8 protein-coding genes are annotated in these 13,356 nt (G+C 69.1%); all 8 read right to left on the bottom strand.

Going from position 1 to position 13,356, the window contains the following annotated elements:
* Positions 1–45: 45 nt before the first annotated feature.
* The 8 genes from ACG04R_RS03385 to ACG04R_RS03350 all read right to left on the bottom strand — a co-directional run bounded on the left by ACG04R_RS03385 (position 46) and on the right by ACG04R_RS03350 (position 13,198).
* Positions 46–1,587 carry an alpha-N-arabinofuranosidase gene (locus ACG04R_RS03385; RefSeq protein ID WP_394406453.1) on the bottom strand — a complete coding sequence of 514 codons (1,542 nt, stop codon included), beginning with the start codon at positions 1,585–1,587 and terminating at the stop codon, positions 46–48.
* A gap of 44 nt (positions 1,588–1,631) precedes the next feature.
* The gene (locus ACG04R_RS03380) at positions 1,632–3,218 is read right to left on the bottom strand and encodes an aldehyde dehydrogenase (NADP(+)) (protein WP_394406452.1); all 1,587 of its coding nucleotides are present in this window, start codon (positions 3,216–3,218) and stop codon (positions 1,632–1,634) included.
* A 9-nt stretch (positions 3,219–3,227) separates the two neighbouring features.
* Positions 3,228–4,982 (bottom strand): IlvD/Edd family dehydratase, encoded by a 1,755-nt coding sequence (locus tag ACG04R_RS03375; RefSeq protein ID WP_394406451.1) that lies wholly within the window; start codon positions 4,980–4,982, stop codon positions 3,228–3,230.
* Between the two features lie 187 nt (positions 4,983–5,169).
* Positions 5,170–6,123 carry a glycoside hydrolase family 43 protein gene (locus tag ACG04R_RS03370; protein WP_394406450.1) on the bottom strand — a complete coding sequence of 318 codons (954 nt, stop codon included), beginning with the start codon at positions 6,121–6,123 and terminating at the stop codon, positions 5,170–5,172.
* A gap of 187 nt (positions 6,124–6,310) precedes the next feature.
* Complete coding sequence (locus ACG04R_RS03365; RefSeq protein WP_394406449.1) at positions 6,311–9,187, bottom strand: TonB-dependent receptor; 2,877 nt, start codon at positions 9,185–9,187, stop codon at positions 6,311–6,313.
* Between the two features lie 346 nt (positions 9,188–9,533).
* Positions 9,534–10,802, bottom strand: coding sequence for an AGE family epimerase/isomerase (locus ACG04R_RS03360; RefSeq protein ID WP_394406448.1), 1,269 nt, complete (start codon positions 10,800–10,802; stop codon positions 9,534–9,536).
* The gene (locus ACG04R_RS03355; protein ID WP_394406447.1) at positions 10,792–11,025 is read right to left on the bottom strand and encodes a DUF2805 domain-containing protein; all 234 of its coding nucleotides are present in this window, start codon (positions 11,023–11,025) and stop codon (positions 10,792–10,794) included. The genes ACG04R_RS03360 and ACG04R_RS03355 overlap by 11 nt, the downstream gene beginning before the upstream one ends.
* Before the next feature lie 34 nt (positions 11,026–11,059).
* Positions 11,060–13,198: a DUF1631 family protein gene (locus ACG04R_RS03350; RefSeq protein WP_394406446.1), complete on the bottom strand. Its 2,139-nt coding sequence runs from the start codon at positions 13,196–13,198 to the stop codon at positions 11,060–11,062.
* Between the last annotated feature and the right edge of the window lie 158 nt (positions 13,199–13,356).

Raw genomic sequence — 13,356 nt, 5'->3', positions numbered from 1 at the left:
AGGCTTGGCGATCAGCAGCGGGGAGGTTGCGGCCGTGCGGGGCGATCAGCCTTCGACGGCCACCACGACAATGGACTTGGCCGGCAGCTTCAGCGTGAGCTTGCCGTCGACGGCCTGAGCCTCGTAGGCCACGGGCGTGACCTGCGCGGGCTTGCCAAGCTCGTTCTGAGCGTCCATCGCGCCGGCGGTCAGCAGCTTGCCCTTGACGGCCTTGGGCGCGCCGGCACCGACCTGCAGCGTCAGCTCGGCACCCTGCGTGGCGTTGGCGTTCACGAGGCCGACGTAGAGCTTGCCGTCCTTGCCGCGCGCGGCGGTGGCGCTCAGCTCGGGCATCGAGGTGTCGCCGACCTTGTAGACCGGGTTGTTCTCGATCGTCGCGGGCAGCGAGGTCGCGTCCTGGAACGGCGTGTACAGCGCGAACGCGTGGTAGGTCGGCGTCAGCACCAGCTTGTCCTTGGACGTCTGGATCATGGCCTGCAGCACGTTGACCATCTGCGCGATGTTGGTCATCTGCACGCGGTCGGCGTGAGCGTGGAACACGTTGAAATGCAGCGCCGCCAGCAGCGCGTCACGCAGCGTGTTGCGCTGGACCAGGAAGCCGGGGTTGCTGCCCGGGTCCGGGTCGTACCAGCTGCCCCACTCGTCGAAGTAGAAGCCGATCTTCTTGGACGGATCGTTCTTGTCCAGGACCGCGCTGTTCTTGGTGATGATGGTGTCGATGTTGCCGACGTTGGCCAGCGTCGAGATCCATTCGCTCTCGGGGAAGCCGACGGCCGCGCCCTTGTGCTCCCACTTGCCGGTGGGCAGCGTATAGGAGTGGTGCGAGATGGCGTTGACGCTGTGCACGCCCTTGCTCAGCGCCTCCGTCCATTCCGTCTGCATGCCGTTGCCGCCGCTGGCGATGAGGATGGGGCGGTTGTCCGGCGGCGTCTTCAGGAAGCTGGCGACCTGGCGGAACTGGTCGGCGTAGTACTCGGGGCGCATGTTGCCGCCGCAGCCCCAGGCCTCGTTGCCGACGGCGAAGTAGTGCACGCGGAAGGGCTTGTCACGGCCGTTCTTGCGGCGCAGGTCCGTCAGCGTGGACTTGCCCTCGCCGGTCATGTATTCCAGCCACTCCGACATCTCCTGCGCGCTGCCGGTGCCGAGGTTGCCGTTCACATAGGCCTCGGCGCCCAGCTGCTCGACGAGGTCGAAGAACTCGTGCGTGCCGACGGCATTGTTCTCGGGCACGCCACCCCAGTTGGTGTTGATCTTGACGGGGCGCTTGCTGCGCGGGCCGATGCCGTCGCGCCAGTGATATTCGTCGGCGAAGCAGCCACCCGGCCAGCGAACCAGCGGCACCTTGAGTTCCTTCAGCGCCGCGACGACGTCCTTGCGCCAGCCGCGCACGTTGGGGATCTTGGACTCGGGCCCCACCCACATGCCTTCGTAGATGCCGGTGCCCAGGTGCTCGGCGAACTGGCCGTAGATGTTGCGGTGGATGACGGGGCCGGGCTGGTCGGCCTTGACGACCAGTTTGACGTCGGCGGCCAGCGCGCTCGCGCCGACTGCCAGCGTGGCCACGAGGGCCAGCAATTGCTTCTTCATCGGTTTGTCTCCGTAGGGGTTGTTCTTGATGGAACCGACGCGTCTTAGTTGCGCGTGAGGACTCCGTCGCGGCGGCGCCAGACGCCGCGCTCGTTCGGCTCGCGCAGCACTGCCGGCAGCAGCGCACGCGGCAGGTTCTGATAGCAGACCGGGCGCAGGAAGCGCTGGATGGCGGCCGTGCCGACCGAGCTGCTGCGGCCGTCCGACGTGGCCGGGAACGGGCCGCCGTGGACCATGGCCGTCGACACCTCGACGCCGGTGGGATAGCCATTGGCCAGGATGCGGCCGACCTTGCGCTCCAGCGCGGGCAGCAGCGTGCGGGCGGCGGCGATGTCGGCCTCGTCATCATCCTGCAGCTGCAGCGTGGCCGTCAGCTGGCCTTCCAGGCCCTCGATGACGGCCAGCAGCTCGGCGAGGTCCTTGCACGCGACCAGCAGCGAGGCCGGGCCGAAGATCTCGGACGACATCGCGTGGTTGGCGAGGAAGGCCGCGCCGGTGGTCTTGAACAGGCTGGGCGCGCCCTGGCAACCGGCCGACTGGCCACGCAGCAGCGTGTCGACCTGCGCCTGGCCTGCGAGCTGGTCTTCACCACGCTGGTAGGCGCCGGCGATGCCGGGGGTCAGCATGGTCGCGGCGGGCACGGGCTTCAGCGCCTCGGCAGCGGCCGCGGCGAAACGGTCGAAGTCGGCGCCGGCGATGCCCAGCACCAGGCCGGGGTTGGTGCAGAACTGGCCCACGCCCATGACCAGCGAGCCGGCGAAACCGGTCGCGATGTCGGCGCCGCGCTTGGCAAGCGCGCCAGGCAGCAGGACGACGGGGTTGATGCTGCTCATCTCGGCGTAGACCGGGATGGGTTGCGGGCGGGCGGCGGCGGCGGCCATCAGCGCCGTGCCACCGCTGCGCGAGCCGGTGAAGCCGACGGCCTGGATGGCGGGGTGGCGCACCAGCGTGTCGCCGATGCCGTGGCCGCTGCCAGTCAGCAGCGCGAACACGCCGGCCGGCAAACCGGACTGGCGCACGGCCTCGACGACCGCGCGGCCGACAAGCTCGGAAGTGCCCGGGTGGGCCGAGTGCGCCTTGACGACGACGGGGCAGCCGGCGGCCAGCGCCGCGGCGGTGTCGCCACCGGCGACCGAGAAGGCCAGCGGGAAGTTGCTCGCGCCGAACACGGCCACGGGCCCGACGCCGACGAAGCGCAGGCGCAGGTCCGGCCGCGGCGGCGTGCGCGTGGGCAGCGCGGTGTCGATGCGGGCGTCCTGCCAGGAGCCTTCACGCAGCAGCTCGGCGAACAGCTTGAGCTGGTTCATCGTGCGGCCGCGCTCGCCTTCCAGGCGGGCGCGCGGCAGGCCGGTCTCGGCCATCGCGCGGACGATGAGGTCGTCGCCCAGTGCAAGGATCTGCGCGGCGATGAGGTCGAGGAAGTCAGCGCGCTCGTGGTCGCTGGTGGCGCGGAAGGCGTCGAAGGCAGCGCCGGCGAGGGCGCAGGCTTCTTCCACTTGCGCCACGTCGACGGCGTTGAAGTCAGGGCCGATCGCTTCGTTCTTGCTCGGGTCGAAAGCCTGGAAGGGCTTGCCGGCGCCGCGCACGGCCTGGCCGTTGATCAGGGCCAGGCCCTGGATCGTGTTGCTCATGATGAATCCTTAATGGGAGTGGCGCGGCACGGCGGAGCCACGGCAGCCGCGCAGGAAGTCGAAGTCGCAGCCCTCGTCGGCCTGCAGCACGTGCTGCACGTAGAGGTGGCGGTAGCCGGTGGCGTCGGCCGGGTCCACGGTCTGCGCGGCGGCCCAGACGTCCAGACGGGCCTTGAGCTCCTCGTCGGAGACGTCCAGGTGCAGGCGGCCGGCGGCGCAGTCCAGCTCGATGAAGTCGCCTTCCTTGACGACGGCCAGCGGGCCGCCGGCACGTGCCTCGGGCGCCACGTGCAGCACGACAGTGCCGTAGGCGGTGCCACTCATGCGCGCGTCGGAGATGCGCACCATGTCCTTCACGCCGGTGGCGAGGATCTTGGGCGGCAGGCCCATGTTGCCGACCTCGGCCATGCCGGGATAGCCCTTGGGGCCGCAGTTCTTCATGACGAGGATGCAGCTGGCGTCGACGTCCAGGTCGGGATCGCCGATGCGGGCCTTGTAGTCGTCGAAGTTCTCGAACACGACGGCGCGGCCGCGGTGCTTCATCAGCTCGGGCGTGGCCGCCGAGGGCTTCAGCACGGCACCACGCGGCGCGAGGTTGCCACGCAGGATGCAGATACCGCCGTCTTCGATCAGCGGGTTGTCGATCTTGCGGATGACCTCATCGTCGTAGATCGGCGCGTCGGCGCAGTTGTCCCACAGGCTCTTGCCGTTGACGGTCAGCGCGCCGGGGTTGGGCAGCTTGCCGGCTTCGCCCAGGCGGCGGATGACGCCCGGCAGGCCACCGGCGTAATAGAACTCTTCCATCAGGAAGCGGCCCGAGGGCAGCAGGTCCACCACGGTGGGCGTGCCACGGCCGATGCGGGTCCAGTCTTCCAGCTCCAGGTCCACGCCGATGCGGCCGGCGATGGCCTTCAGGTGGATGACGGCGTTGGTCGAGCCGCCGATGGCCGCGTTGACGCGGATGGCGTTCTCGAAGGCTTCCTTGGTCAGCACCTTGGACAGGCGCAGGTCTTCCCACACCATGTCGACGATGCGCATGCCGGACAGATGGGCCAGGACATAACGACGTGCATCGACGGCGGGGATGGCGGCGTTGTGCGGCAGCGAGGTGCCCAGCGACTCTGCCATGCAGGCCATCGTCGACGCGGTGCCCATCGTGTTGCAGGTGCCGGCCGAGCGCGAGTGGCCGGCCTCGGCGGCCAGGAAGTCGTGCATCTTGATCTCGCCGGCCTTGACCTGCTCGTGCAGCTGCCACACGGCCGTGCCCGAACCGATGTTCTTGCCGTTGAGCTTGCCGTTGAGCATCGGGCCGCCGGTGACGACGATGGCCGGCACGTCCACGCTGGCCGCGCCCATCAGCAGCGCGGGCGTGGTCTTGTCGCAGCCGACCAGCAGCACGACGGCGTCGATCGGGTTGCCGCGGATGCTTTCCTCGACGTCCATGCTGGCGAGGTTGCGCGTCAGCATGGCGGTGGGGCGCAGGTTGCTCTCGCCGTTGGAGAACACCGGGAACTCCACCGGGTAGCCGCCCGCCTCCAGGATGCCCTTCTTCACGTGCTCGGCGAGCTTGCGGAAGTGGGCGTTGCAGGGTGTCAGCTCGCTCCAGGTGTTGCAGATGCCGATGATGGGCTTGCCCTGGAACTCGTGGTCGGGGATGCCCTGGTTCTTCATCCAGGAGCGGTACATGAACCCGTTCTTGTCCTGGGTGCCAAACCACTCGGCGGAACGCAGCTTGACCTTGCTCTTCTTGTCGTCAGTCGTCATGTCTTGTCTCGATGTCGTTCTGGAGGCGCGCGGAGGATCGCTTGACTAGGCGGTTGCGCAGGGTTTCATGGTGTCGGGCGGGGTGGCGCTGTCCTGAGACGCGCGCGAAGCCCTTTGAAACGATGCTAGAGGCCGGGGGAATTGCAATCCAATCAATTTCCTCGGCGTACCGATGTTGTTTTTGATATCAATCGACGCGTGAGGGCTTGCCGAACAGCGGCATGCCGTCGGCCGACCAGCGCAGCGGCTTCACGAAGGTGTGGCGATCGGGGTTCCACAACGGGTCGCCGACGATCTCGGTGTAGGTGCGGGCGTGGTAGACCAGCAGCACCTCGTCGGGGTTGTCGGTCTCGGTGAAGCTGTTGTGGCCGGGGCCGAAGACGCTGTCCTCGGCCGCGCTCCTCATGACCGGCTCGGCGGACTTGTGCCAGCTGGCCGGGTCCAGCAGGTCGGCAGCGTCGTCGGCCCACAGCAGGCCCATCGCGTAGTTCTCGTCCGTCGCGCTGGCCGAGTAGCTGATGAACACCTTGCCATGGCGCTGCAGCACCGACGGGCCCTCGTTGACGAGGAAGCCGCGGCATTCCCAGTCGAACTCGGGCTTGCTGAGCATGACGGGCGTGCCGGCCAGCTGCCAGGGCGTCTTCATCGGCGCGATGTAGAGGTTGGAGTTGCCGGCGATGGCCCGGTCTTTCTGCGCCCACAGGTAGTAGAGCTGGCCCTTGTGCGTGAAGGTCGTCGCGTCCAGGCAGAAGCTGTCGATGCCGCTGTCCACCTGGCCCAGGAACTCCCACTCGCCCGTGAACGGGTCGGCCGCCGTGTTGCGCAGCACGTACATGCGGTGCTGGAACATGCCCAGCTCATCCAGCGCACGGGTGTGGGCCGCGGCGAAGTAGACGTACCAGGCGCCCTGGTTGAAGTGCAGCTCCGGCGCCCAGACCAGCTCGGACCAGGCCCCCGCGTCCGGCTTGCGCCAGGCGACGAAGGCCGGCGCACTGGCGAGGCCCTCGACCGTCGGCGCGCGGCGCAGCTCGATGCGGTCGTACTCCGGCACCGAGGCGATGAAGTAGTACAGCCCGTCGGCGTGCCGGGAGATGTGGGGATCGGCGCGCTGGCGGATCAGCGGCTCAAGCAGGTCGGACATGGGGTACTGCGCAAAGGAAAAAGGGCGTTGCCCGGGAGGGCCCGTGCAACGCCCGAACGAGGATGGGTTCAGCCCCTCGGTGACGGCTGCCAGCGCACTGGCCAGCCGATCAAGCGCACGCGAGCCTCATGCGTCGAGTTCGAAGGGGTCTCCCCCTTCCGACACGAGGCCCGTGCGCATGTCAGGCTCAGATCTTCCAGCGGAAGCCGAGCGCGAACGAGCGGCCGATCTGGAACGTACCGAAATTGGTCGTGTCCGGGCTGCCTGCATTGCCGAAGTGGTAGTACTGCTGCTGCATCTCGTTCGTCAGGTTGACGCCGCTGAAGTCCACCGACATGTCCTTGTTGATTTCGTAGCTCAGCTGGAAGTCCACGCTCTGCTCCGGGCGACGCCAGATGCCGATCGGGTTGGCGAACAGCGCGGCTTCGTTGGCGGACAGGAAGGCCGAGCGATGGACGTACGACAGGCGTGCGCCGATCGGGCCCTTCTCGTAAGCCAGCGTGGCGTTCCAGGACAGCTTGGACACGCCGAAGAAGCCCGTCGTGAGCTCCGAAACGATGTTGCCGGCGCTGTCGGCGGTCGGCACGTTCTGCGACGAGGTCAGGCGCGTCACGCTGCCCTGGAAGCCCAGGCCGTCCAGGTACCACGGCAGGCCCTTCGGGAAGTAGATCGCACCCAGCTCGAGGCCGCTGATCTTGCCGTTGGACGCATTGACCGGCGAGCTGATGACGTAGTCATAGCCGTTGGCGTGGCTCAGGCCCGAGGTGGAGTTGCGGAACGGATCGTCTGCCGCGGAGAGGTGGATGCGGCGGCGCAGGGGCACGACCAGGCCGTCGATCTTGCGGTCGAACACCGTGCCATAAAGCGCGCTGTCCTTCTGGAAGTACCACTCGCCCGTCAGGTCGAGGTTCTTGGAGCGTGTCGGTTCCAGGTTGGGGTTGCCGCCGCTACCACCGCCGTAGCCCACCTTGGAGACGTCGTCGCTGGGCTGGACGATGGGGTTCAGGTCGCCGAAGCCAGGACGGCGCAGCGTTTCACCGTAGTTGAAGCGCACCAGGACATCCTTGACCGGCTCGTAGCGCAGCGTCAGGCTGGGCAGGAACTTCTTGGCCGTCTTGCTGCCAAAGGTCGGTGTCACCGCCTTGGTGGTGGCATCGACCTTGTAGGCCGTCATGCTGGTGTCGACCTGCACATAGCGCACGCCGAAATTGCCCCGCAGGCGATGGCCGAACAGCTCGCTGTCGGTATCCGCCATCACGTAGAGGTTGGACGTCTTCTCGTCGACGTCGAAGGTCTTCTGCAGGAACAGCTTGTCCGTCGTCAGGAAGTTCGGATCGACGGCGGCGTACATCTTGCGCCAGGCGTCGATGTTGTCGCGCACGGCGTAGCCGTTGACGTCCATCCACGACTGCGGAACGCTGGCGATGTCCGTGCCGAAGCCCGAGTTGACGTACTGGTACTTCGCATCCAGCGTCGACAGGTTCTTGCCCAGGAAGGACGACTGCGTCCGGTTGGCCTCCGACGCCTTGCGGTCGTCGAAGCGCGCGCCGAAGTGGATCGTCTTGACCGCACCCCAGTCGGCGTCATAGGAGCCCCCCAGGCTGGCCGTCGCGGCACTGCCCTCGTTGCGGTTGGCGTTGTCGTAGAACTGCGCGACGTTCCAGGTGGACGCCTTGGTCAGCGCGGTGTCGTCGTCGAAATGGAACGACGTGTTGCCGCCGCCGGAATTGAAGTCGACGGTGATCGACGGTGCGACGCGATCGATCCGTTGGGCGGTGAACTCCGAGTGGTACTTGCTGGTCTGGTACGACACATCGCCTTCCAGGCGCAGGCGGTCACCCAGGTTCCACTTGCCATTCAGCGCGTAGACGAAGGAGTCGGTCGCCGACGTGGTGTAGTCGCCGCTGTTGAAGCCGTAGACCGAGCCGACCGTACGCGTCTTCATGATGTTCGTGCCGGGGAACGTGGTGAACGACGCCGCCGGGTTGCTGCCGAGAGCCTGCCACCAGTCCACGAAGCTGAACAGCAGCTGGTTGTAGTACTTGTTGCGGTACCCGTTGTACATCGCCTCGAACGTGTAGACGGAATCCTCGTTCGGCTGCCACTGCAGGGCGACATTCGCGGCCGGACGCTCGCGCTCGCCCCGGCCGTCGGCCTGGAAGACGGCGTCACGCGACAGGTAGTACGGGTAGGCCGTGCCGTTGAAGTTCAGCGTGGCACCCGCGGCCTCCGACAGGCCGGTGTACGTGCCAGCCGTCCACACGTTGGCGTCGAAGACGCGCTGCAGGGCGGTGTAGCCCGCCGGAATCTGGCCGGCCGTGGCGCTGACGAACGGCACCATGGCACCCGGCGTCACGCTTTCGTCGCGGTAGTTCGTCTTGTTGACCGACAGGTTGACCAGCGCACCGATGTCGCCCGCGCCGGTCTTCCAGCGGTTGCTGGCCAGCACGCTCAGCTGCGGGTTCGCCTTGTCGGCGGGTTGCAGATAGGTTTCACGCGCCGACAGCGAGAGCTTGGCGCCCTTGAAGTCGAACGGGCGCAGCGACTTCACGTCGATCTGGCCGGCGATGCCGTTTTCCAGCTGGCTGGCGTCGCGGGTCTTGTAGACGTCGATCTGGCGCACCAGCGTCGACGGGATGTCCTGCAGCGCGACCTGCGTGCCGGAGGCGGTGAAGATGTTGCGGCCGTTCCAGGTGGTGGCCACGTCGGGCATGCCGCGGATGGACAGGGCGCCGACCTCGCCGCCGCCACGGTTGGTGACCTGGATGCCGGTCACGCGCTGCAGCGCTTCGACGACGTTGTTGTCCGGCAGCTTGCCGATGTCTTCGGCGACGACCGATTCCACGACCTGGTCGCTGGTGCGCTTGATCGCCAGGCTCTTGGTCAGCGAGGCCTTCACGCCGGTGACGGTCACCGTTTCCAGCTGCGTCTCGGCGGGCTTGGCGGCTTCCTGGGCCACGGCAGTGGCGGACAGGGCGGCCAGGGCGGCGGCGGCCGTCAGGCTGAGGGCGAAGCGCTGGGTATCGGTGCCTGCACGCAGCAGCACCAGGGCTGGTTTCTTCATCTTGTCTCCGGGATCGTTATGGGAGGGAGCGGCCAACCTCGGCAACCGTCCAGAGCCTCTGTGGCGGGCCTGTGGGGCTGGGGTCTGATTTCATGCTATGGGTCGGACCGATCTGCGACTAATCACATTTTTGGATTTCTCGATGCCCGTTTTTGCATCGAGCGTCCGGGTTAGCCCCGAGATCTCCCTAGAAGAAACCGGCTGTACCTGGGACAGGACGGCCGTGAGACGCAGCTTGCTCGTCGCTGACCGATGTAGAGCTTTCACAACAGCGCCCATGGCGCACGGGCGGCGGGCCGTGGAAGAGGTCCCGCGCGGCCGGAGGCCCGGGCGCCGGCGGCGGCCGTCAGCGCGAGGCCGCGCCCGTTGCCGGCAGTGCGCCGGCCTGCTGCAGCGCCGCGCGGTGCAGCGACACCATGTGATACGGGTCGGGCTGTTCGTCCTTGCAGCCGCCGCTCTTGCATGGCAGGGCATAGGCCGCGCGCCAGCCCCCCTGCTCGGCATCGGCGAGCTGCTCGCGCACGAGCCCCAGCGTCTGCTCGTAGCGCCGCCACAAGTCGTTGCGGCCGCTGGTGCCGGCCGTGACGACCAGCGCGTGCAGGCACTCCGCCTGCTGCCACCAGCCCTTGCTCGCATCGGTGCGGGCGCCGTCCGGAAAGGCACGCTGGCCGCAGCCGCCGTCGTTGTCGTCATAGCCGGCCGACAACGCATAGGCCAGCACCCGCTCCGCGACCTGCGCGTAGACCGGCGACAGCGCCGCCCCCGACGTCAGCAGGTGGGCCCATTCGAACTGATGGCCCAGGTCGATGTAGCCGCCCGCCTCCTTGGTGGCCAGCGGCTGCCAGGCCGCGTCGTACCACTCGGGAATGCGCGCGCCGCCATCGGCCTGCCCCTGCAGCAGCCGGTAGCAGACGAAGTCGCCCAGCAGCCGCGCACCGGCCTGCACGCCCTTGTCCCCGGTCGCCTCGGACAGCGCCAGCAAGGCCTCGAACATGTGCATGACCGGGTTCTGCGTGTGCATGCCGCCCATGGGCTTGAAGTCGCGGTTGCACTCGTTGACGAGGCCGCCGCCGGCCTCGAAGAAGCCGGTCCGGATCGCATTCCAGGCCTTCAGCGCGGCATCGCGGTGGCGCGCGTCCCGGCCCGTCCGGTAGAGCTGCGTCAGCGCCAGCAGCACGAAGGCGTGGCCGTAGGCGCGCTTGATGGTGGCTCGCGGGCTGCCGTCCGGCGCCACGGTGTGGAAGAAGCCGCCGTGCACGGGGTCGACGAAGCGGTCCAGCAGGTAGTCCGCACCACGCCGCGCGGCGTCGAGGCAGCGCGCATCGCCCGTGATCTCGTGGCCGGCCGCGAAGGCGTAGACGAGGCGGGCTTGGCCGGTCAGCTCCAGTTCGGGCTGCGGCTGCGGCTGCCAGTCGCGGCTGAACAGCAGCTGGAAGCCGCCGCCCGGCTGCGGCGCGTGCGCCAGCCAGCGTTGCAACAGGCGGTCGAGGTCGGCGCGATGCCAGGCAGCGTCGATGCGGCTGCGGTCGCGCGAGGCCGGGTCGCTGCAGGCCGCCAGCGCGGCCAGCAGCGCCAGCACGGGCCGGCGGCGCAGGCCCGCCACGTCAGCGGCCATGTGGCCAGGTCGACTTGGACACCGGCCCCTTGGCCGTCTTGCCCTTGGCCGCCCACAGCTTGTAGGCGGCGGGCGTCAGCTCGCGCTTGAGCAGCGCCACCAGCTCGCCGTGGCCGATGCCGTGCTCGCGCAGTACCTGGCTGTAGGGCGGCTTGTCCTCCCACGCGGTGGCGATGACGCGCTTGATTTCGTCGGGCGAGAGCTTGGGTGCGGACTTGGCCATGGCGCGCATTGTCCGCGCGCTCACGGCCGCCGCGCTAGCGTGCCGCCGTGCCCAGCTCCTGCAGCAGGCCGCCCAGCGCGCGCTGCACCAGGCTGGCCTCGGCCACCTCGGTGGCCAGGCCCTCGCTGCGCAGGCGCTTGAGCGCACGGCGCGTCATGGAGTGCATGCCGCCGGCCAGGTTGCTGGTGAACATGAAGAAGGCGCCGTTGTCGCTGATCCAGGCCAGCTGCGCCGTGGCCCAGGCGCCCTGCAGGTTGAGCTTGCAGCGCAGGCCGGGCCGCAGCGCGGCGATCCAGTCGTTCGCCGGGTCGCCATCGGTGGCGCCTTCGAGTTGCATGGGCACCGTCGGCAGCGTGCCGACGTGGGTGTCGTGGCCCTGCCAGTCGCGCGGCGCCGCCGTCTCGAGGGGCGCCGCGGGCTCCGGCGGCCGGGCAGCGGGCGGTGCCGGCGGCGGGGTCGTTGCGGCAGCCACGGGCGCCGGGACCGGCGCCGTGGCCTGGGATGCAGGCTGGGCCGGCACGGTCTCGGCCAGGTTGCGGCGATGCGTCTGCATCAGCTCGGCCAGCACGCGGTTGCGATGCTGCTGCGGCAGGTCGATGAGGGCCATGCCCTGCTGCACGCGGCCGATCAGCGTCGGCAGGCGACGGCGGAGGTCGGCCCGCCCGTCGGCCGTCTCGGGCCGCTGCAGGCTGGCCAGCAGCTCGTCCACGGTACCCACCAGGGCCTGGGCCTCGGTCGATTCCGCACCCTCGGTCGCCATGACCTTGGCCAGCACCTCGATCCACGGGCCGCGCAGGAAGGTCTGCAACGCGGGGCTGACTTCCTGGGCCTTGCCCAGCTGCACCTCGACCTGGTCGCGCAGCAGCGGCAGCAGCCGGCGCTCGGCCTCCATCTGGCCCAGCGCGTCCATCGAGGGCCGCGTGCGCTCGATCTGCTCCTGCTGTTCGTCATCGATGTAGGCCTGCACCTGCTGCAGGGCTGCGGCGTAGGCCTCGGGCTTGTCGGGTGCGCCCTGGGTCAGCCGCGCGACCAGCGGGTCGACGAAGCGCTGGAAGGCCTCGCCGCGCTCGGTGTCCTGCGCCGGCAGCGCGCTGGAATGCCCCGCGATCTTGTTGATGAGCGCCCAGGCCGGGTGCTGCTCCGAGCTCAGCACGCCAGGGTCGCTGGCGGCCAGTGCGCGCACCGGCGTCTCCAGCCGCGCCAGCGACCCGCGCAGCGCCGGCGCCACCTGCGGGTCGGCCAGCAGCCGCTCGAACAGCCGGCCAAGCAGCGCATGGCTGACGCCCGTGCTCTCGGCACCCGCATCGCCCATGGGCTCGAGCCGGAACTCGGGCTCGCCCTCGGCCAGTGGCATGGCGGGCGCCGCGGCCCGCGCGCCACCGCCGGGCAGGCCGCGCTGCAGCAGCGGCATGCTGCGCAGCAGGGCCTGCAGCTGATCGGCCGGGATGGTGGTCAGGGCGGCGGCGCCGGCCTCGCCCGGAGCGTCCTTCACGACGCCACCGGAGTTGGGCGCCAGGATGGTTCGGTAGCGCGGCGCCTGCAGGCCGGCGGCCTTGAGTCGCTCTGTCACGCCCGGCAGGAAGGGCCGCAGCTGCGCGACCAGCATCGGGCCCGCGAGGCGCATCCACAGCGCCCGCTGCTCGGGCTCCAGCACCTGCTCGTAGATGGTCTGGCTGATGGCGCGCGCGAACACGGCCGGTCCGCAGGCGGTCGGGTCCTCGCCCCAGCGCACCTCCGGCAACATCAGCGCGGCCAGGCCCTGCAGCTCACGCAGCTCCCATTCGAGCTTGAGGTCGGCCAGCTGCACGACGCGCGAGATCTCGATGTCCTTCTCGGCCTGGGTCTCGTCGACGAGGGTCAGCTCGTCGATGTCGAAGCCGCTCAGCGCCGACGCCACGGCCGCGCGGCCCAGCGCACGGGCTTCGGCGCCCTGGATGCCGTGCAGCAGGTGGCCGGCGAGGCATTCGCCGATGTGCATGCGCAGCGGCTCGGTGGCGAGCAGCAGGCCGGAGAGGTGCTTGCGGTCCACCAGCCCCGTGAGGCCGGCCTCGGCCGGATCGCGCATGGCCTGCAGCATGGCCTCCACCCAGCCGGTGGCGAACGGAAGGGCCTGGGACTCCAGGTACCTCACGTGTCGGTCGAACTGCGGATGGACTTCCATGGACAGGGTCATGCTCCTTCGTTGGAGCACGGACTCTAGCGGCGCTGCCTTGCTGCGAGGCGTCCGTCAGCGGGGATCAGCGCCCGCGCGTGACGGGCGTCGCAGTATTCGGGCCGAGCGCCGGGCCGCTCCCAAGCCGGCCCGCGCGGCGATATGCGTGCGGCTCGACG

The organism is Pelomonas candidula, from assembly GCF_043555985.1.
Classification (GTDB): domain Bacteria; phylum Pseudomonadota; class Gammaproteobacteria; order Burkholderiales; family Burkholderiaceae_C; genus Pelomonas; species Pelomonas candidula.
Note: the sequence above shows the minus strand (reverse complement) of the source record. Positions and strands in the feature narration are given on the sequence as shown.